This is a genomic window from Oribacterium sp. FC2011 (genome assembly GCF_000701645.1).
Taxonomy (GTDB): domain Bacteria; phylum Bacillota; class Clostridia; order Lachnospirales; family Lachnospiraceae; genus Oribacterium.
This window is the reverse complement of record NZ_JNJM01000036.1, coordinates 1-18117: the sequence shown is the minus strand read 5'-3', so window position 1 is coordinate 18117 and position 18117 is coordinate 1. Positions and strand designations below refer to the sequence as shown.

Genomic DNA, 18117 nt, shown 5'->3' with positions numbered 1-18117 from the left:
ATCTGTTATCGACAGAAGGCAACGTGATCCATTATGACTTCATTGAGCATTTCATCAATGAGCTTGCTGAGAAGTATCACATTTTGGAGATTGCAGTAGATAGATGGAATGCGACACAGATGATCCAGAACCTTGAAGGAGACGGATTTACAATGGTTCCATTCGGCCAGGGTTTTGCGAGTATGTCGGGTCCGACGAAAGACTTCTATCGATTATTGATGGAAGGTCAGATCATTCACGGCGGACATCCGGTATTACGCTGGATGGCGGCGAATGTTGTGGTTGATACGGATCCCGCCGGAAACATCAAGGTGACAAAGGCAAGGTCAAAGGAAAAGATAGACGGAATTGTGGCTGCAATCATGGCACTTGACCGGTGCATCCGAAATCAGGGTGAACAGCAGGAGAGCGTTTATGAGTCGAGAGGTTTGCTCATTCTGTAGGAGATATAAAGATGATAATAGTTGCGATGATCGGCTTCTTCGTAATAGCAGAAGCCATAAATCAAACACTGGAAGGAGATTATTGATATGGGTATGTTAAGCGGCCTATTCAAGAGCAGGGATAAGCCCACAGATAGAACGGCGGGAAGCAGTTACAGCTTCTTTCTGGGAGGAACAGCTTCGGGAAAGTATGTTACCGAGAGATCTGCAATGCAGATGACGGCGGTGTACTGTTGCGTGAGGATCCTGTCAGAGGCGGTAGCGAGCCTGCCATTACAATTTTACAGATATACCGATGATGGCGGTAAGGAAAAAGCGGTGGATCATCCGCTTTATTTTTTGCTCCATGATGAGCCGAATCCGGAAATGACTTCCTTCATATTCCGGGAGACCTTGATGACACACCTGCTTTTGTGGGGGAATGCGTATTCGCAGATCATCCGCAACGGCAAGGGTGAAGTCGTGGCTTTATATCCGCTGATGCCGGATCGGATGAAGGTGGATCGTGATGAGCATGGACGGCTCTACTACGAATATACAGTCTATGAATCAGACGATGTTGACGGCAGAAAAGGAACTGATAAGGTTGGTCGGACAGTAAGGCTTCAGCCGCATGATGTGCTTCACATTCCGGGGCTTGGGTTCGATGGCTTGGTTGGCTACAGCCCTATAGCGATGGCAAAGAATGCTATCGGGCTTGCGATTGCTACTGAAGAGTATGGCTCGAAGTTCTTTGCGAACGGTGCGGCTCCTTCGGGTGTATTGGAGCATCCGGGTACGATCAAGGATCCAAGTAAGGTCAGAGAAAGCTGGCAGGCAACCTTCGGCGGTTCTGGGAACGCAAACAAGATTGCGGTTTTGGAAGAAGGCATGAAGTACACGCCGATTTCAATATCTCCGGAACAGGCTCAGTTCTTGGAGACAAGGAAGTTTCAGATTGATGAGATCGCCCGTATATTCAGGGTTCCGCCGCATATGATCGGTGATCTGGAAAAGAGTAGTTTCAATAATATCGAGCAACAGTCACTGGAATTTGTGAAGTATACGTTGGATCCCTGGGTGAGCAGATGGGAGCAGGCAATGGTTCGTGCTTTGCTCACACCTGATGAGAAGAAGAGATACTTCTTCAAGTTCAACGTGGACGGATTGCTCAGAGGTGATTATCAAAGCCGCATGAACGGCTATGCTACTGCAAGGCAGAATGGCTGGATGTCTGCAAATGATATCCGGGAACTTGAAAACCTTGACCGGATCCCGGAGGAAGACGGTGGTGATTTGTATTTGGTAAACGGAAATATGGTTCCTTTAGTATCTGCCGGTGCGGCGTACAACCTGGAGCCTGATGAAGGGAAGGAGGAAAATCCTGATGAAGAAGTTTTGGAACTGGAAGAGCAGAAAGATCAGAGACCAGGCAGGCGAAGAGGTCGCTGAGAGAGTGCTTTTCCTTAACGGTATGATCGCTGAAGAGAGCTGGTTTGATGATGATGTCACACCGGAACTCTTTCGTGAAGAGTTAAATGCCGGAAGCGGGAATATCACTGTTTGGATCAACAGTCCGGGCGGTGACTGTGTGGCGGCAGCTCAGATCTATAACATGCTGATGGACTATAAGGGTGAGGTTACGGTCAAGATCGACGGGCTTGCAGCTTCCGCTGCGAGTGTGATCGCTATGGCCGGTACGAAGGTTCTTATGAGTCCGGTTTCGATGTTGATGATCCACAATCCTGCGACTATCGCTTTTGGCGATAAGGGTGAGATGCAGAAGGCAATCCATATGTTGGCTGAAGTCAAGGAAAGCATCATGAATGCTTACGAGATCAAGACGGGGCTCAATCGTGCGAAGATTTCAAGCATGATGGATGCTGAGACCTGGATGAATGCGCATAAGGCTGTGGAGCTTGGGTTCGCAGATGGCATTCTCGAAAGGGAAGATGCTGTGGAGGATGTTGAGGCACCGGATGTTTCGGCGATGTATTCCAAAGCAGCGGTGACCAATTCTCTCAGGGATAAGCTTGCTGCGAAGTGCAGGATCAAGCCGCCTGAGGATGGTTGCACCTGCGCAATAGAGGTAACTGAAAATAAAGTTGGTGATGGGCGTTCCGCTGATGAGATCAGGGAGCGCTTAAATTTTATCAAGAGATTCATTTAAGGAGGATAAAGCGATGACTATCAATGAGATGATTCAGAAGAGAGCGAAGGTCTGGGAGACCGCGAAGAATTTTGTGGATACCCATGAGAATGAAAACGGCGTGCTCTCCGCCGAGGACAATGAAACTTATGGCCGCATGGAGAAGGAAATCGAGGATCTTACCAATGCCATCGACCGTCAGCAGAGGGCTGAGGCGAGGGAGGCAGAGCTTAGCAAGCCTGTAAACTCTCCTATCACTGCAAGACCTGCGAAGCAGGAAGAGGATAAGCCCGGCAGAGCTTCCAACGCTTACAAGGAAGACTTCGGTGCGCATCTTCGTGGTAAGGCACCTCTTCACAATGTGCTTTCTGAAGGGGTTCAGGCAGACGGCGGCTACCTTGTGCCTGAGGAGTTTGAGCGCCAGATCGTGATGGGACTTGATGAGGCGAACGTTGTGAGAAGCCTTGCAAAGGTTATCACCACAAGCGCTGAAAGAAAGATCCCTGTTGCGGCCACTCACTCTACCGCTGCATGGACAGCAGAGAACGGGGCATACACTCCGAGCGATCCTTCTTTCGACCAGAAGACCATTGATGCATTCAAGCTTACTGATCTTGTGAAGGTTTCCATCGAGCTTCTGCAGGATTCCATGTTTGACCTGGAAAGCTATATCGCATCTGAGTTCGCGAGGGCTTTCGGTATCGCAGAGGAAGAGGCCTTCTGCGTAGGTACCGGAACCGGTCAGCCTACGGGTATCTTTACTGCAAATGGCGGTCAGGTCGGTGTAGATAATGCAAACCTCTCTGCAGATGAGCTTATCAGCCTTGTTTATGCGCTGAAGAGTCCTTACCGCAGAAACGCTAAGTTCCTCATGAACGAGAAGACGGTTTCCACCATCCGTAAGTTTAAGGATGGTAACGGCGCATACCTCTGGCAGCCTTCTCTTCAGGCAGATGAGCCTGACAAGCTTCTGGGTTATGAACTTTACACCAGTCCTTACGTTCCTGAAGCAAATGCAGGAGCATATGCTATCGCATTCGGCGATTTCAAGAATTACTGGATTGCTGATCGCTCCGGAAGAACCGTACAGAGACTCAACGAGCTTTACAGCACCAATGGCCAGGTTGGCTTTGTTGCTACAGAGCGTGTTGATGGTAAAGTTATCCTTCCTGAGGGCATTCAGCTTCTTAAGATGAAGGCGTGAGGATAGGAACATAAAAGGGGGTCGCGATTTGCGACTCCCTTAGATTATGGAGGTGCGAAATGAGCGAATATAACGCAAAGAATTATACAGAGCAGGGCGGCGAAGTCACCCATATCGGTGGAAAGATCGTATACGACAATGGTTTGATGCCGAATATGAGCACGGCTGATGTGACAAGCGATACCGTGGCAAAGGTCAGGACCACTCTGAATGCCCTGATCACGAAGCTTAAGAATGCAGGCCTCATGATAGGCGATGCTTTCACTATGCAGTATGCGGCGGTAACGGACAGCGTTGCCGGTCACGCAGATCGTTCCTATAACACTGGGAAGATCTCTGATGTTACGGTGGACAATGATGCACATACCATTACGATCACATTATCCGATAAGGTGAAGAACCTTAAGGATTTTGAGGCAGGTAACGGATGGGGTAAGCATAAGTGGCTTGGTGTAGGTCTTGGTGTTGGGATCAGTCCTATCACAGGGTTGTACTACAACGGCTCCGCTTTGACTGCAGAGGATGTTACTGAGGCTACCCAGTGTGATCTTGCCGCTGGGTATTTTGTCCGCTGGGTTGCAGCGGATCTGGTTCTTGCAGGTGACAACAGTGAAAAATCTGTTGATTACTTTACACTGTGGGCTGATGGGTATGCTGAGACGACATACAAGCTCGTGATTGTTGAGCCTGCTTAAGACGAAGAACTGGCGGTGGGAAGTTCCTGCCGCCTTTATTGTGAGGTGGTCAGATGATCGTAACTGTGGAAGAGATGAAGAATTATCTGAGGATCGATTTCGAGGATGATGATTCATTGCTGGAAAACTTTATAACAGCCGGGGAAAAGCAGTGCATGGATATTCTTCGTACCGATGATGAGAATGATCTGGCTGATTGTCCGAACGGGAAGATCGCTGTGATGTTTACGGTGGCATACCTGTATGAACACAGGGAAGAGGCTGATCATCATGCGATGGATCTGACTCTGAGGGCTCTGTTATTTGGGAGCCGGAAGGAGGGATTCTGATGGTGACTGCTTTGCTTAACGAGAAGGTGGCATTCCTGAAGAATACTGTGAAGACCGATACTGTCGGGAATCATACGAATGATTGGGATGAGTATTATACCTGCTTTGCAACGATCGGCGGCGAAGGTATGGCGAGTTCCAAAGAAGAAGAGATTGCCGGTACTACAGTCGAAGACGTGGCTATGACAGTGACGGTACGGTATTGCCAGAAGACGGCTGCGATTACTTCCACAGGATACAGGATTCTGTTCAAGGGTGAGTTCTATGACATTGTGAATGTGGATCATATGAATTTTAAGAAGAAGTCGCTGAAATTCAGCTGTCGGAAAGTGAGGCGGTGATGCATGGCTACGGATAGGGTGAAGATCGATCAGATAGCTCATGTCATTATGGAGGGCTTGCAGGAATACGCTGACCTTGCCACAGATGATCTGAAGAAGGCTGTGAAGAAAGCCGGTGATGAAGCGAAGAAGGATATACAGAATAATGCGCCTGTAAAGACCGGAGCTTATAAGAAAAGCTGGACGGTGAAGACTACGAAAGAGACTTCCAATGCTATGGAGGTTGTGGTTCATAGTAGGAACCGGTATCAGCTGGCTCATCTTTTGGAGTTTGGTCATGCGAAGCGGGGCGGCGGCAGGACAAGAGCCTTTCCGCATATCGCACCAGCTGAGCAGAGGGCGGCAGAATTACTGGAAAGAGAAGTGGAGGCGGCATTGAAATGACGATTGAACAGTTGGCAGCAATGCTGCGGGGTACGGGGATCCCGTTTGCGTATGATCATTTTGCAGAGGGGGAAAGCCCGGAGCCGCCGTTTATCTGTTATCTTCTGCCAGGGAGCGATAATTTCGCTGCTGACGGCAGGGTGTATTTCAAGATAAATGAGGTGCGGATAGAGCTTTACACGGATAAGAAAGATGTGTCCGTTGAAAAGCAGGTGGAGGATGCTCTGGATGACCAGGGCATTTTTTATAACAAGAGTGAGGTCTGGATATCGGAAGAGAAACTGTACGAGGTGCTGTATTCCTTTGATGTGCCGGATGTGAGTGAAGATTAAGGAGGGTAAAGAGATGCCTAACAACAAGGTTAAATACAATCTGAAGAATGCGCATTATGCGATGCTTCATATCGCCCAGGACGGTACCGTGTCTTATGATACGCCGGTGCCTTTGCCGGGAGCTGTAAGCATTTCGCTTGATGCGAACGGGGAGCCGGAAAACTTCTATGCTGATGGCATTGCCTATTATGTCATCAATAACAACATGGGATATGACGGCGACCTCGAACTTGCGATGATCCCTGAGAACTTCAGGGTGGATGCGCTGAACGAGACATTGGACGATAACAATGTTCTTGTGGAGAATGCGAACACGGAGCTTAATTCTTTTGCGCTTCTTTTCGAGTTCGACGGCGATGTGAAGCATATCAGACACGTTCTGTATAACTGCTCTGCATCGAGACCGGGTATCGAGGGCAAGACCAATGAAGAGAGCCGTGAGGTGCAGACGGAGACGCTGACCATTAAGGCAACGCCTCTGGCGAATGGCGTGGTTAAGGCGAAGACCGGCAACAATACCGGGGCTACGACTTACACCAACTGGTACAATTCCGTTTATATGCCTACGGATGTGTCCGGGGCTGATGTATCGCTTTCGGCTTTGAGCATCGGATCTGTAAGCCTGAGCCCGACATTCGATAAGGATGTTACGGCTTATACAGCGACTACTTCAAATGCAACGAATACTGTTACTGCAACGGCAACGGATTCGGATGCAAGCGTTGTGATCACGTTGAATGGCAATTCCATTACAAGTGGGTCCAGCGTGACGTGGAGAGCCGGGGCAAATACCGTGATGGTTACGGTAAGAAACGGCGGTTCTTCGAGAACTTACACGGTGGCTGTTACGGCAGAAGACTAAGGCAGACAGGTCTTAAGGGCTTCGAGGTTGTGAAGAATACGGCTTCGGGGCTCTTTTTTGACCGGCGCTATTTTTATGGAGGATAAAGACCTATGAGTATGATGAAAAAGATTGAGATTGATGGGAAAGAGGTCGCTTTCAGGGCATCCGCTGCTATTCCCAGAATATATCGTTTGAAGTTCCAGAGGGATATTTATAAGGATCTGGCTGCTTTGGAAAAGGCTATCGGTGATAATTCCGAGGAAGTCAGCAATCTGGATATGTTTTCTTTGGAGATGTTTGAGAATATCGCATACATCATGGCGAAGCACGCTGATTCGAGTATACCGGACACGCCGGAAGAATGGCTGGACGAGTTTAATACTTTCAGTATCTATCAGGTGCTACCGAAGATCATCGAGCTTTGGGGCTTGAACATGAAGACTGATGTGGAGGCTAAAAAAAACTTGATGCAACTGACCGGCAAATGACAACGGCCTTATTCATGCTCAGGTGTACACAGATCGGACTTTCAATCAGGGATCTTGATCTGCTGACCATAGGAATGGTCAATGAAATGTTTATCGAGAGCAGGAATGACGAAGGGGCTGACAAATACTATCACAGGATAGCTGGTCAGGCTGAGTTTGATGCGTTTTGATGGGGTAACGGTTTGTTGCTCCATATTTTTAGATTGGGGGTGCCTGGATGGCGGCGAACAGAATAAAGGGTATTACCATCGAGATCGGCGGCGATACCACAAAATTGCAGACTGCCTTGAAGGGCGTGAATACTCAGGTCAAGAGTACCCAGCAGCAGTTGAAGGATGTTGAGAAGTTATTGAAGCTGGATCCGGGGAACACGGAGCTTCTGGCTCAGAAGCACAGGTTACTTGGAGAGGCGGTTGCGGCTACAAAGGAAAAGCTGGAAACCTTAAAAACGGCGGCTGAGCAGGCGAATACGGCTCTGGCAAATGGAGAGATTTCCAAGGAACAATATGATGCCCTGCAGAGGGAGATCATCGAGACCGAGAATGATCTTAAGAAATTAGAGGAACAGGCAAATCAGTCTGCTACGGCAATGCAGAAGATCGCGGCGGACGGTGAAAAACTGAAGACAATGGGCGATAACGTCACTGAGGTAGGAAAGAAGTTCTTGCCGGTGACAGCAGGCGTTACGGCTCTTGGTACGGCGGCGGTGAAAACTGCCGCTGATTTTGACTCAGCGATGAGCAAGGTTGCAGCGGTGTCCGGTGCGACCGGGGAAGATTTCGATAAGCTGAAGGCGAAAGCCCGTGAGATGGGCTCCAAGACAAAGTTTTCTGCTTCCGAGGCGGCTGAAGCTATGAATTACATGGCGATGGCGGGCTGGAAGACGGAAGATATGCTTTCAGGTATCGAAGGTGTTATGAATTTGGCAGCTGCATCCGGTGAGGATCTGGCTACTACTTCCGATATCGTGACGGATGCGCTTACGGCTTTCGGATTATCGGCTCAGGATTCGGGGCATTTTGCGGATATCCTTGCGGCGGCTTCGAGTAATGCGAATACCAATGTCTCAATGATGGGTGAGACCTTCAAGTATTGTGCTCCTATCGCAGGTGCTTTGGGCTTCAGTGCAGAGGATACGGCTGAGGCTATCGGACTTATGGCAAATGCCGGTATTAAAGGTTCACAGGCCGGTACAGCCTTAAGAACCATTATGAATAACCTTTCGGGTGAGGTAAAGATCTGCGGATCCTCTATCGGAGAGGTTACGGTGGCTACTACCAATGCGGATGGCTCCATGAGAGATCTTTCTGATATCTTGGCTGATTGTCGTACCGCATTCTCAGGGTTGTCAGAATCCGAGAAGGCAGCGGCGGCTGAAAGTCTTGTCGGAAAGAATGCAATGTCAGGATTCCTGGCTCTGATGAATGCCGGGGAAGGCGACATCAATAAGCTTTCATCTGCTATCGATAACTGTGACGGTTGTGCTGCTGATATGGCTGCGACAATGAATGATAACCTTGAAGGACAGCTGACTATTCTGAAATCTCAGCTTCAGGAATTGGCTATTTCTTTCGGTGAAATGCTGATGCCTGCAATCAGAACTATTGTCGGATGGATCCAGAAGTTCGTGGACTGGCTCAATTCGATGGATGAGGGCACAAGGAAGGTCATCATTACCATTGCACTGGTGGCGGCTGCTATCGGTCCGGTACTGATCGTGATCGGCAAGGTCATGAGTGCTGTGGGTACCATTATGACAATTATTCCGAAGCTGGCTTCAGTGATCGGGATTGTGCAGAAGGCATTTATGGCTATGAATGCTACCATGCTGGCAAATCCGATTGTGCTGATCATAGCTGCGATTGCGGCATTGGTGGCGGCTTTTATTTATCTTTGGAATACGAATGAAGAGTTTCGGCAGTTCTGGATTGACCTGTGGGAGGATATCAAGGAGATTGCCATTGCTGTATGGGAAGGCTTAAAGGAGTTCTTTTCAGCGGCTTGGGAGGCAATTAAATCTACGGCTGAGACCATTTGGAACGGTATAAAGAATTTCTTTACCGGGCTATGGGATGGGATCAAAACCATCTTTACTACGGTGGTGAATGCTATCAGCACATTCCTAAGCACGGCGTGGAATACGATAAAGACGGTTGTGACTACGGTATGGACGGCGATATCGACATTCTTTACGACCATATGGACAGCTATCAAAAATACTTTTACTACGGTGGTAAATGCTATAAGCACTTTCCTGACAACAGCCTGGAATGCTATAAAGACCACGGCTACGACCATATGGAATGCGATATCCAGTTTCTTTACTACGATATGGAACGGTATCAAGAATGCGATTACCACGGCGTTGAATGCAATCAAGAATACCGTGACAACGGCTTGGAACAATATCAAGAATACGGTGGTGTCTGTTGGAAATGCTATTAAATCGGCGGTGACGAACCTGTGGAACAATGTGACTTCAGCTGTGAAGACGGCTATGGGTAATGTGTTCAATGCGGTGAAGAGTGGATTTGCCAATGTGAAGGATCATATCACGGGGCTTGCTTCGCAGGCGTTTAACTGGGGTAAGGATCTGATCATGGGTATCGTGAATGGTATCAAGTCTTGTATCTCAGCTGTTGGCGATGCTGTATCGGCGGTGGCTGACAAGATCAAGAGTTTCCTGCATTTCTCGGTGCCGGATGAAGGACCTCTTACGGATTATGAGAGCTGGATGCCTGACTTTATGAAGGGTTTGGCAAACGGTATCGAGAAGAGCAAGGGCATGGTCACAAAGGCGATGGATTCACTTTCGGCAGATATGGTCATCAGTCCACAAGTGAACGGAACGCAGATGGCTATGGCCGGTGGCGGTGCTGTGAGCAGTGCAGATTTGAGCAGTCTGGTATCAGCTATCCGCGATGCCGTGAGCGGCGTGAACAGTTCTGGTAAGGGTGGCGATATCGTGATCCCTGTTTATCTTGGAGGAACGATGCTGGATGAAGTGATAGTGAACGCTCAGCAGAGAGCGAATCTAAGAAGTGGAGGAAGGTAAGATGGCATTTATTCAATATCTGAATTTTGACGGTGAAAACCTTCCTCTGCCTACTTCTTATGAGGTGGACATGGAGGATAAGGAAGCGGATTCCGGTGGGGAGACTGAGGCAGGAACCATCCAGAGGGATGTCGTGAGAGCCGGTGTCCGGGAGATAACAGTTTCCTTTTCGGTTACGCCTACATGGCTGAAGAAGCTGACAGAATATAAGCAGCAGGAAAGTATCACGGTCAGGTATTTTGATCCTGAGACGATTGCTGTGAAACAGACACAGATGTATGTGGAGGGATTCAAGAGCAAGCTTGAAAAGGATACGAGCTATAAGGGGCTATGGACGGTGAGCTTTACGCTGAAGGAATTTTGAAAGAAGGTGTATGAATGTATCCTGTATCGAGCGCATTCCTGCAGGCGGTGCAGGAGAATACGAGAAAATATTATTGGACGGGGAAGATCACCACGAAGAATGGTGTGGTCTATAACTTCGATGCTGAAGATATCGTAAAAGGCAGCGGTTATATTTCGAGCCAGTGTTGCGGATCTACGGAGATAGAGCTGGGTACGGTGTATTCGGCTGAAATGGGAATCACGCTACTTTCGGATATTGACCGGTATACACTGGAAGATGCCTTGGTGGAGCTGACTTACCATCTGAGGATTTCTCAGAGCAGAGATAGTGCTGATCTGGATGAAGACTATGATCAGACGGTTGAGAGTGACGGAATCTACGAAGCGATACCGATGGGCGTGTTTGAAGTGTCGGAGGCGAACAGAACCGTCAAATGCCTGGAACTGAAGGCTTATGACTATATGCTTCGGTTCGAGAAGGATTTTAACGGCTTCGAGACCGTGGGTAAGGCGTATGACTTCATTCATCTTTGCTGTGAGGCCTGTCATGTGGATTTTGCTTCGACGCAGCAAGAGATCGAGGCGATGCCGAATGGTGATACAGGGCTTTCGATTTATACGGACAATGACATTGAGACCTACAGGGATGTGCTCTATTACGTGGGGCAGGTGCTTGGAGGTTTCTTTTGTATAAACCGGGAAGGTCAGTTGGAACTGAGGAAGTACGGAAATACTTCTGTGATGACTGTGGCAGGAAGGCATAGGTTTTCTTCCAGCTTTTCGGATTTCATTACAAGATACACGGCGGTTTCTTCTACAAATATGAGAACCGAGATTGCGGAATACTATCATCTGGATCCGGATGATGGGCTGACCATGAATCTGGGGGTAAATCCGCTTTTGCAGTTCGGCTTGGAAGAGACAAGGCGTGAGCTTTGTGAGAATATTCTGGCTGATATTTCTGTCATAGATTATGTGCCGTTTGATTCAGATACTATTGGCAATCCGGCACTTGATATCGGGGATGTGCTGACCTTTGTTGGCGGTCAGGCAGATGAAAACCAGATCAGTGCTATCACTTCCAATCAGGTGAAGATCTATGGGAAACAGACGCTTAAGGGTGTCGGGAAGAATCCAAGACTGGCTCAGGCAAAGAGTAAGAACGATAAGAATATTTCGGGATTGCTTTCACAGATTGAGGCAGGGAAGATCGGGATCCATACTTTTACGAATGCATCTGCATTTACGATACATGACCAGGATACAAAGATCATATCCATAGAGTTCGCCACTTCTGAAGATAATCATGCTCAGTTTTTCGGGCAGGTGATCGTGGATGTTGATGCGGATGAGGTGACAAGGACGGCTACGGCTTCAGGTAATGTGACGATACCGGCGGTGAATGTGGACGCAGTTTCACAAGGACTAGACAATGAGGGCGAAGGGGAAAATGCTGAGGAAGAGCCTGAGGTAATCGGTACCACGGAAGAGCAGACGGTTTCGGTTTCGCTGCCTGTGAGCTGGACGGAGGATGGTCATGCCGATGTGATCTTTTCCTTTGAGTTCAATAACCAGATGATCCCGATACATTATCCTCAGGAACACTGGTGCAGCGGGCGTCATACCATTCTTTTGTATTATCCGATTGAAAATGTGATGGCGAACTTCACCAACACTTTTAATGTTTATATGCGCTGTACCGGCGGTTCGGCTACGGTGGATACCGGGTTCTGTATTGCTTCGATTTCCGGTCAGAGCATGGGCGCTGATGCAGCATGGGATGGCAAGATCGAGGTGGAGGAATATGTCGAGAGATTTCCGATTGGTACTGGAAACCTTGCAGGAAGGCTCAGAGGCGTTGGCTTTACTGAGAGTACGCTGTGGGAGATTGATGAGCTGGTGAAGAGGTCTTATTCCGACACGAAGAGCGGAAGAAGCTCTATCGGCGGCTTTGCGGTGCAGGTGGATGTGTCCGGCAGTAATTCATAAGGAGGGTGCGATGAGAAGATATACTGGATCTCTGACGGTGGAGTTGGAGGATGTGAATACGGGCGTGGTGGAGACCGTGTCCGAAACAAATATGGTTACGAACCTTGTAAATGACCTGTTGGGAATGAATCCGATGGGTCTTTTTTATAAGTGTTCCGGGCAGTATGACGATATGATGGTCTGGAATGATGAGATGCTGCCGATATGCCCGAACATGATCGGAGGGATCATTTTGTTTCCGAGTGCACTTACAGAGCAGGCGGGAAATATATATCCGCCATCATCAAATATGCCTGTGGGCTATGCCAGCAATGATGTAAATGCCACGGGAAATGTGAAGAGGGGAAGCATGAATCTTGTGGAGAGCATGGCTCTGGCAGATGGGTACAAGTTTGTCTGGGAGTTTACGCCTTCACAGGGGAATGGCACGATCGCGGCGATCGGACTGACATCGAAGAAGGGAGGTGCCAATCTGTTCGGAAGTGATGCGGCGGTAGATACGACTCTCCTGCTCCTAAGGCAGAACAGCCTGGATCTTACGGTGGACTGGCTGAACACGTTGTTCAGGGCAATAGAGGTTGATTTTGAAAATGGACTCCTTTACTCCATAGCATATGCCAGTAATACGGTGACGGTCACGAGATATCGGATCCCGATTTTTGATGTGGGACTGAACGAAAAACTGGATGATACGACACTGACGCTGGAAGATACAACGGTTCTGCAGTGCTCAACTTTCAGGTTTTACGGAAGCTATACTCCGTATGGAATCTTCCTGGATGGCGGTGATGGATACTGGTATGGGTTTGCAAATCAGGCTAATTCCTCCGGGAATGCCACGATGCTCTGGATCAAGATCAAGAAGTCTGATATGACCTTTACGGAAGGCAGCTGGACGCTTTCCAATGCACATCTGAAAGCGGTTGGCAGCTTCAGGGAAGATTCCAGTTATCCGAATACCCAGAGGAATGCAGTGCTGAGGAACGGATATCTGTATGTTTTGGGTTATGACAATGACGGCGTTTACAAGATCAATATCGCTAATCCGACGGACATAACCTTCTTAAGCTTTGGGTTCACATCAGAGGCAAAGTCTATCTGTACATCCGGAAGCTGCGAGGTGAGGCTAATGATGATCGGTGATGTGATCATCGGATATGATTTCATCATCGATGTCAGTGACAGGGTGGAGCAGACAATCGGTGGTACAAGGATGAGCAATAATCTGGCAACGCCACTCTTTCGGTATAAGGAATTTCTAGTCGGATGGGGTGGCTCCTACGGGAATGAGTACAGGTATAATTTCCTGTTCACTCCGTATCTGGCTACGATCTGCAATCTGTCGCAGGCCGTGGTCAAGAATGCGGATAAGACAATGAAGATCACTTATACATTGACGGAGCAGGTGGTGAGTTCATAAGGATTATGCAGTCGGTCACTTTATGGCGGCGGTTTCCATTACGGGAGCCGCCTATTTTCATGCATAGGGAGGATAAGAGATGAAGGAATTCTGGAATTTGGTGCAGTTGGGATTTACGGCTGTCGGAGGATGGCTGGGTTACTTTTTGGGAGGTTGTGACGGGTTGATCATAGCGTTGGTGGTTTTTGTAGTCGTGGATTACGCCACAGGTGTAATGTGCGCGATTGCAGACAAGAAACTGTCCAGCGAAGTCGGATTCAAAGGGATCTGCCGCAAGATACTGATCTTTTTGCTTGTAGGGATTGCGAATGTGCTGGATGCAGAGGTTTTGAAAACAGGATCCGTGCTGAGAACGGCGGTGATCTTCTTCTATCTGAGCAATGAAGGGATTTCGCTTTTGGAGAATGCGGGGCATCTGGGCTTACCTATCCCAGAAAAGATGAAGAAGGTATTAGAGCAGCTTCATGACAGATCTGAGAAGGAAGAAAAGGATGGTGAGGAATAATGGGTTACACGAATAGTTCTATGGTGGCTTATACAAAGCTTTCGCCCAATCATTCCGGGCAGAGGACGCACGGGATCGACAGGATCACGCCGCATTGTGTTGTCGGGCAGACCACGGCGGAAGGTCTTGGAGACTGGTTTTCTAAGAAGTCCACACAGGCATCCAGCAATTACGGCATTGACCGTGATGGGCGTGTTGGGCTGTATGTGGAAGAGAAGAACCGCTCATGGTGCTCTTCTTCAGGGGCAAATGATCAGAGGGCGGTTACTATCGAATGTGCATCCGATACCACGGAGCCGTATGCCTTTAAGGATATCGTTTATCAGAAGCTGATAGAGCTTTGCACGGATATCTGCAAGAGGAACGGCAAGAGCAGGCTGATCTGGTTCGACGATAAAGAAAAGACTCTGAACTATGAGCCTAAGGCAGATGAAATGGTCCTGACGGTTCACAGGTGGTTCGCAAATAAAAGCTGTCCGGGAAACTGGATGTATGCCCGGATGGGTGATCTGGCACAGAAGGTCACGGCAGCTTTGGGCGGTACTGCTGAGGTACCTGCGACAGAGATTACTTCTGATCCTGAGAAGCATATCTGGGATTTTCTTATGGGCAAGATTGGAAATGCTTTTGGTGCTGCCGGTCTTATGGGAAATCTGTATGCGGAATCCGGACTGAAGCCGAATAACCTTCAGAACAGCTTCAATAAGAAACTTAATATCACGGATGAAGAGTATACGATGCTGGTAGATGGCGGTCATTATCCGGATTTCATAGCGGATAAAGCCGGATATGGGCTGGCTCAGTGGACTTTCTGGAGTAGGAAACAGGCTCTGCTGGATTATGCCAGGGAGAAGAGGAAGAGTATCGGGAATCTGCAAGTGCAGCTGGATTTCATGTGGAAGGAGCTGAACGATATGCATCCGGCAGTGCTGATCGTACTGAAGGAGGCGAAGTCCGTTAGGGAGGCTTCTGATGCGGTACTGCTTTGGTATGAGAAACCTGCGGATCAGAGTGAGGCGGTACAGGTAAAGAGAGCCGGGTACGGTGAGGGATATTATAAGAAGTATGCCGAGAGCGACAGTGTTCCGTCATCCGGTGGAATGAGCAATGCGGATTGTCCGTTCCTTGTGAGAGTGACGGCGAAGGATCTGAGGATCCGGAAAGGGAATGGAACCGATACGGCGTGGACAGGAAAATATGTTCCGCCGGGTGTATATACGATTGTTGAGGTGAAAGCCGGGAAGGGCTCTAATGTCGGATGGGGAAGGCTGAAGAGCGGTGCCGGGTGGATTGCGTTGTCGTATGCGAAGAGAGTTTAATATGGTTTGAGAGCGTGCCCGTGGTTGTCGGTGATGAGCCGATGACTGCGGGCTTATTTTTGTGGGAAAAGTTTACTCAAAATCCGCTATTTTTCATGCCGTTTGTCTTTAGAGAGATAGGAAGAAAAATTCTGATGTACTCTGATGGGGCATAACGGAAAAGAGAAATGAAAAAAATTTTGAAAAGCTCAAAAAATCCGTCTTCAAAACTCCTTAGGTCATCAGAAGGATACTTCAAATCAATCAACTGTAAGGAGGATAAGACGATGGCATACAAGAGAACAGAAATTCCGGAACTTGAAAAGGCATTAGCAAGCGGCAGGAAGAAGTTCGTCCGTTATGAGGAAGGAGCAAGGCTCTATTCCATGGGACTGCATTCCTTCGAGGCATTGGCCAAGGAAGCTGGGGCGGTATATCACGTTAAGAGGGTTGCTCTGGTGAATACGGATCGTGTAGATGAGTATCTGGAAAACTTTCGGGATGAGATACAGTAATTACGGTGTGGAACAGCCTGTGATGTGCTCTGAGGAAAAATAAATTAACCTATTGACATTTTGGGTGCCAATAAGTTATTATGAAAGTCCGAGGAAGAGGTTTGAGCAAATGGCACAGATGGGTCGCCCAAAGTTGGAGGAATCGAGATCAAATAAAGCATCCGTTCGTTTGACGGACAGGCAGATGGCACGTCTGGAAGCATATTGCGAGAAACTCCGGCTCACAAAAGCACAGGCGCTCATGAAGGGCTTGGAGGAACTGTACAGACAGGACGAAGAGTCTGATAAGCGCAAGTAACAGGCTGTTCCTTACTTTGTGAAAGGTAAGGTGACAGTTATGGCAAAGGCAAGAAAAGATAATCGCGGGTATGCGCTAAGGACCGGCGAATATCAGAGGACAGATGGTCGATATGCATTCTCTTACACTAACTTGAAAGGTGAGAGGCATACGATCTATGAAAAAACCTTAGCGGACCTGAGGGCAAGAGAAAAAAAGATCCTTCGAGAAATTGAGGACGGGCTGGATCCGAGAGCGGCAGAGAGGATCACGCTGAATGAGCTTTATGACAAGTACATTGGTCAGAAATATGATCTGAAGGAAACGACTAAAGGCGCATATATTTATTGCTATGATCGTTATGTCAGAGAGAATTTCGGAAAGAGGAAGATCGCTACCATCAAGTACTCTCATGTCAAAGAGTTTTACTACGGGCTCATTATAGAAGGCGGATTATCATCAGCAACTCTGGATAACGTACATACGCAGCTTCATCCGACATTCCAGATGGCAGTCAGAGACGGCATGCTTCGTGTTAATCCTACGGACGGTGTGATGGCAGAGATTAAGAAGAGCCATTACTGGAAGAAGCCGAAGAGGCATGCACTGACGATTCCTCAGCAGAGAGCATTTACGGAATTCCTTAAGGACAATCGGGAGTTCACGGGATGGGCACCGTTGATGATGGTACTTCTGGGAACCGGGATGCGTATCGGAGAATGCCTGGGACTGAGATGGGACGATCTTGATTTCGACAAGCGCAGCATCAGTGTGAATCATAATCTGACGGACAGGCCGGATGCCAAGGGCGAATGCAGAAAGCGTATCAATACGCCGAAGACAGATGCCGGCAACAGGACGATCCCGATGATCGATGAAGTGTTTGAAGCCTTCTTGCAGGAATATGAGATGCAGATGTGTATGGGTTATAAGTCGGAGACGATTGACGGCTATACCAATTTCGTATTCCTTACTTCCGGTGGAGCAGTGGTGATGCCCGGCAGTGTTGATCGCACCATTCATCTTATGATCAATGCTTATAACAAGCAGGAGCCGATCAATGCGAAGAAGGAAGGCAGGGAGCCGGTGATGCTTCCGAGCTTTTCGGCTCACAACCTCCGTCATACCTTTTGTACGAGACTTTGTGAGAACGAGAGTAATCTGAAGTTCATTCAGAGCATTATGGGTCACAAGGATATTCAGACAACGATGGATGTCTACGCGGAGGCTACGGAAGAGAAGAAGCAGGAGCTTATAGGAAACCTTCAGGGAAAGATTATTATTTGAAAATCAGAGTAGATCAGAGTCAAAAGTAGCGATGTGTCTTTTAGTTTTTGACAAAGACACAGACGGCGACAAGCCCCGAAAATAAAGCGTTCTTAAGACTGTCAGACAAATTTTTTACGACAGAAAAGTGTGTTGTGACGGACAGTAATGGATAAGGACGGAAATAAGGGGGCTTGGACATGGGGCTACACGGGGTACAGAGGGGCGATATGGTGTAAGCCAAGGACTCGCTCCCGAC

The 18117-nt window shown here is 48.3% G+C and carries 21 protein-coding genes and 1 pseudogene; all 22 read left to right on the top strand.

All coding sequences use genetic code 11. The features are described from left to right. A partial coding sequence (locus tag T357_RS0117395; RefSeq protein ID WP_031555311.1) for a terminase TerL endonuclease subunit occupies window positions 1-443 on the top strand: 443 nt, incomplete at its 5' end. Between the two features lie 87 nt (window positions 444-530). Further along, complete coding sequence (locus T357_RS0117390) at window positions 531-1874, top strand: phage portal protein (RefSeq protein ID WP_031555310.1); 1344 nt, start codon at window positions 531-533, stop codon at window positions 1872-1874. Continuing rightward, window positions 1807-2592 carry a head maturation protease, ClpP-related gene (locus T357_RS0117385; RefSeq protein WP_442944868.1) on the top strand — a complete coding sequence of 262 codons (786 nt, stop codon included), beginning with the start codon at window positions 1807-1809 and terminating at the stop codon, window positions 2590-2592. Before T357_RS0117390 ends, T357_RS0117385 begins: the two co-directional genes overlap by 68 nt. Before the next feature lie 13 nt (window positions 2593-2605). Further along, window positions 2606-3775 (top strand): phage major capsid protein, encoded by a 1170-nt coding sequence (locus T357_RS0117380; RefSeq protein WP_031555305.1) that lies wholly within the window; start codon window positions 2606-2608, stop codon window positions 3773-3775. A 59-nt stretch (window positions 3776-3834) separates the two neighbouring features. Beyond that, window positions 3835-4470 carry a hypothetical protein gene (locus T357_RS21545; protein WP_197027370.1) on the top strand — a complete coding sequence of 212 codons (636 nt, stop codon included), beginning with the start codon at window positions 3835-3837 and terminating at the stop codon, window positions 4468-4470. 53 nt (window positions 4471-4523) lie between these two features. Further along, window positions 4524-4799: a head-tail connector protein gene (locus T357_RS0117370; RefSeq protein ID WP_031555299.1), complete on the top strand. Its 276-nt coding sequence runs from the start codon at window positions 4524-4526 to the stop codon at window positions 4797-4799. Further along, window positions 4799-5140 carry a phage head closure protein gene (locus T357_RS0117365; protein WP_031555297.1) on the top strand — a complete coding sequence of 114 codons (342 nt, stop codon included), beginning with the start codon at window positions 4799-4801 and terminating at the stop codon, window positions 5138-5140. Before T357_RS0117370 ends, T357_RS0117365 begins: the two co-directional genes overlap by 1 nt. Window positions 5141-5143: 3 nt before the next feature. Further along, complete coding sequence (locus tag T357_RS0117360; protein WP_031555294.1) at window positions 5144-5524, top strand: HK97 gp10 family phage protein; 381 nt, start codon at window positions 5144-5146, stop codon at window positions 5522-5524. Then, complete coding sequence (locus T357_RS0117355; RefSeq protein ID WP_044917342.1) at window positions 5521-5856, top strand: hypothetical protein; 336 nt, start codon at window positions 5521-5523, stop codon at window positions 5854-5856. Before T357_RS0117360 ends, T357_RS0117355 begins: the two co-directional genes overlap by 4 nt. A gap of 13 nt (window positions 5857-5869) precedes the next feature. Beyond that, a pseudogene (locus tag T357_RS0117350) lies at window positions 5870-6421 on the top strand (major tail protein); the annotation flags it as partial. After that, the gene (locus T357_RS22270) at window positions 6416-6718 is read left to right on the top strand and encodes a cadherin-like beta sandwich domain-containing protein (RefSeq protein ID WP_242840145.1); all 303 of its coding nucleotides are present in this window, start codon (window positions 6416-6418) and stop codon (window positions 6716-6718) included. The pseudogene T357_RS0117350 and the gene T357_RS22270, both read left to right, overlap by 6 nt. A gap of 92 nt (window positions 6719-6810) precedes the next feature. Further along, window positions 6811-7188, top strand: a complete 378-nt coding sequence (locus T357_RS0117345) for a hypothetical protein (protein WP_031555287.1) — start codon at window positions 6811-6813, stop codon at window positions 7186-7188. After that, window positions 7185-7358 carry a hypothetical protein gene (locus T357_RS21540; RefSeq protein ID WP_197027369.1) on the top strand — a complete coding sequence of 58 codons (174 nt, stop codon included), beginning with the start codon at window positions 7185-7187 and terminating at the stop codon, window positions 7356-7358. The genes T357_RS0117345 and T357_RS21540 overlap by 4 nt, the downstream gene beginning before the upstream one ends. A 47-nt stretch (window positions 7359-7405) precedes the next feature. Further along, complete coding sequence (locus T357_RS0117335; protein WP_031555285.1) at window positions 7406-10243, top strand: phage tail tape measure protein; 2838 nt, start codon at window positions 7406-7408, stop codon at window positions 10241-10243. 1 nt (window position 10244) lies between these two features. Further along, window positions 10245-10607: a hypothetical protein gene (locus tag T357_RS0117330; RefSeq protein ID WP_031555282.1), complete on the top strand. Its 363-nt coding sequence runs from the start codon at window positions 10245-10247 to the stop codon at window positions 10605-10607. Window positions 10608-10621: 14 nt separating this feature from the next. Then, a complete protein-coding gene (locus tag T357_RS0117325; RefSeq protein ID WP_031555280.1) occupies window positions 10622-12577 on the top strand; it encodes a hypothetical protein in 1956 nt (651 codons plus the stop codon). Window positions 12578-12587: 10 nt separating this feature from the next. After that, a complete protein-coding gene (locus T357_RS0117320; RefSeq protein WP_031555277.1) occupies window positions 12588-13997 on the top strand; it encodes a hypothetical protein in 1410 nt (469 codons plus the stop codon). A gap of 79 nt (window positions 13998-14076) precedes the next feature. Next, window positions 14077-14502, top strand: a complete 426-nt coding sequence (locus tag T357_RS0117315) for a phage holin family protein (protein ID WP_031555275.1) — start codon at window positions 14077-14079, stop codon at window positions 14500-14502. Continuing rightward, window positions 14502-15821, top strand: a complete 1320-nt coding sequence (locus T357_RS21320) for a phage tail tip lysozyme (protein WP_031555272.1) — start codon at window positions 14502-14504, stop codon at window positions 15819-15821. Before T357_RS0117315 ends, T357_RS21320 begins: the two co-directional genes overlap by 1 nt. 266 nt (window positions 15822-16087) lie before the next feature. Further along, on the top strand, window positions 16088-16315 hold the full coding sequence (locus tag T357_RS0117305) for a DUF6462 family protein (RefSeq protein WP_031555270.1): 228 nt from the start codon (window positions 16088-16090) through the stop codon (window positions 16313-16315). A gap of 109 nt (window positions 16316-16424) precedes the next feature. Further along, window positions 16425-16613, top strand: a complete 189-nt coding sequence (locus T357_RS0117300; protein ID WP_031555268.1) for a hypothetical protein — start codon at window positions 16425-16427, stop codon at window positions 16611-16613. Window positions 16614-16652: 39 nt separating this feature from the next. Continuing rightward, window positions 16653-17879: a site-specific integrase gene (locus T357_RS0117295; protein WP_031555266.1), complete on the top strand. Its 1227-nt coding sequence runs from the start codon at window positions 16653-16655 to the stop codon at window positions 17877-17879. Window positions 17880-18117: the final 238 nt, after the last annotated feature.

What these genes read in the sequence shown, in the direction of transcription:
- T357_RS0117305 (WP_031555270.1), top strand. Translation starts at nt 16,088, where the DNA reads ATGGCATACAAGAGAACAGAAATTCCGGAACTTGAAAAGGCATTAGCA.
- T357_RS0117315 (WP_031555275.1), top strand. Translation starts at nt 14,077, where the DNA reads ATGAAGGAATTCTGGAATTTGGTGCAGTTGGGATTTACGGCTGTCGGA.
- T357_RS0117325 (WP_031555280.1), top strand. Translation starts at nt 10,622, where the DNA reads ATGTATCCTGTATCGAGCGCATTCCTGCAGGCGGTGCAGGAGAATACG.
- T357_RS21540 (WP_197027369.1), top strand. Translation starts at nt 7,185, where the DNA reads ATGACAACGGCCTTATTCATGCTCAGGTGTACACAGATCGGACTTTCA.
- T357_RS0117360 (WP_031555294.1), top strand. Translation starts at nt 5,144, where the DNA reads ATGGCTACGGATAGGGTGAAGATCGATCAGATAGCTCATGTCATTATG.
- T357_RS0117330 (WP_031555282.1), top strand. Translation starts at nt 10,245, where the DNA reads ATGGCATTTATTCAATATCTGAATTTTGACGGTGAAAACCTTCCTCTG.
- T357_RS0117335 (WP_031555285.1), top strand. Translation starts at nt 7,406, where the DNA reads ATGGCGGCGAACAGAATAAAGGGTATTACCATCGAGATCGGCGGCGAT.
- T357_RS0117345 (WP_031555287.1), top strand. Translation starts at nt 6,811, where the DNA reads ATGAGTATGATGAAAAAGATTGAGATTGATGGGAAAGAGGTCGCTTTC.
- T357_RS0117295 (WP_031555266.1), top strand. Translation starts at nt 16,653, where the DNA reads ATGGCAAAGGCAAGAAAAGATAATCGCGGGTATGCGCTAAGGACCGGC.
- T357_RS0117300 (WP_031555268.1), top strand. Translation starts at nt 16,425, where the DNA reads ATGGCACAGATGGGTCGCCCAAAGTTGGAGGAATCGAGATCAAATAAA.
- T357_RS0117355 (WP_044917342.1), top strand. Translation starts at nt 5,521, where the DNA reads ATGACGATTGAACAGTTGGCAGCAATGCTGCGGGGTACGGGGATCCCG.
- T357_RS0117320 (WP_031555277.1), top strand. Translation starts at nt 12,588, where the DNA reads ATGAGAAGATATACTGGATCTCTGACGGTGGAGTTGGAGGATGTGAAT.
- T357_RS0117390 (WP_031555310.1), top strand. Translation starts at nt 531, where the DNA reads ATGGGTATGTTAAGCGGCCTATTCAAGAGCAGGGATAAGCCCACAGAT.
- T357_RS0117380 (WP_031555305.1), top strand. Translation starts at nt 2,606, where the DNA reads ATGACTATCAATGAGATGATTCAGAAGAGAGCGAAGGTCTGGGAGACC.
- T357_RS21545 (WP_197027370.1), top strand. Translation starts at nt 3,835, where the DNA reads ATGAGCGAATATAACGCAAAGAATTATACAGAGCAGGGCGGCGAAGTC.
- T357_RS0117365 (WP_031555297.1), top strand. Translation starts at nt 4,799, where the DNA reads ATGGTGACTGCTTTGCTTAACGAGAAGGTGGCATTCCTGAAGAATACT.
- T357_RS0117370 (WP_031555299.1), top strand. Translation starts at nt 4,524, where the DNA reads ATGATCGTAACTGTGGAAGAGATGAAGAATTATCTGAGGATCGATTTC.
- T357_RS22270 (WP_242840145.1), top strand. Translation starts at nt 6,416, where the DNA reads ATGCCTACGGATGTGTCCGGGGCTGATGTATCGCTTTCGGCTTTGAGC.
- T357_RS21320 (WP_031555272.1), top strand. Translation starts at nt 14,502, where the DNA reads ATGGGTTACACGAATAGTTCTATGGTGGCTTATACAAAGCTTTCGCCC.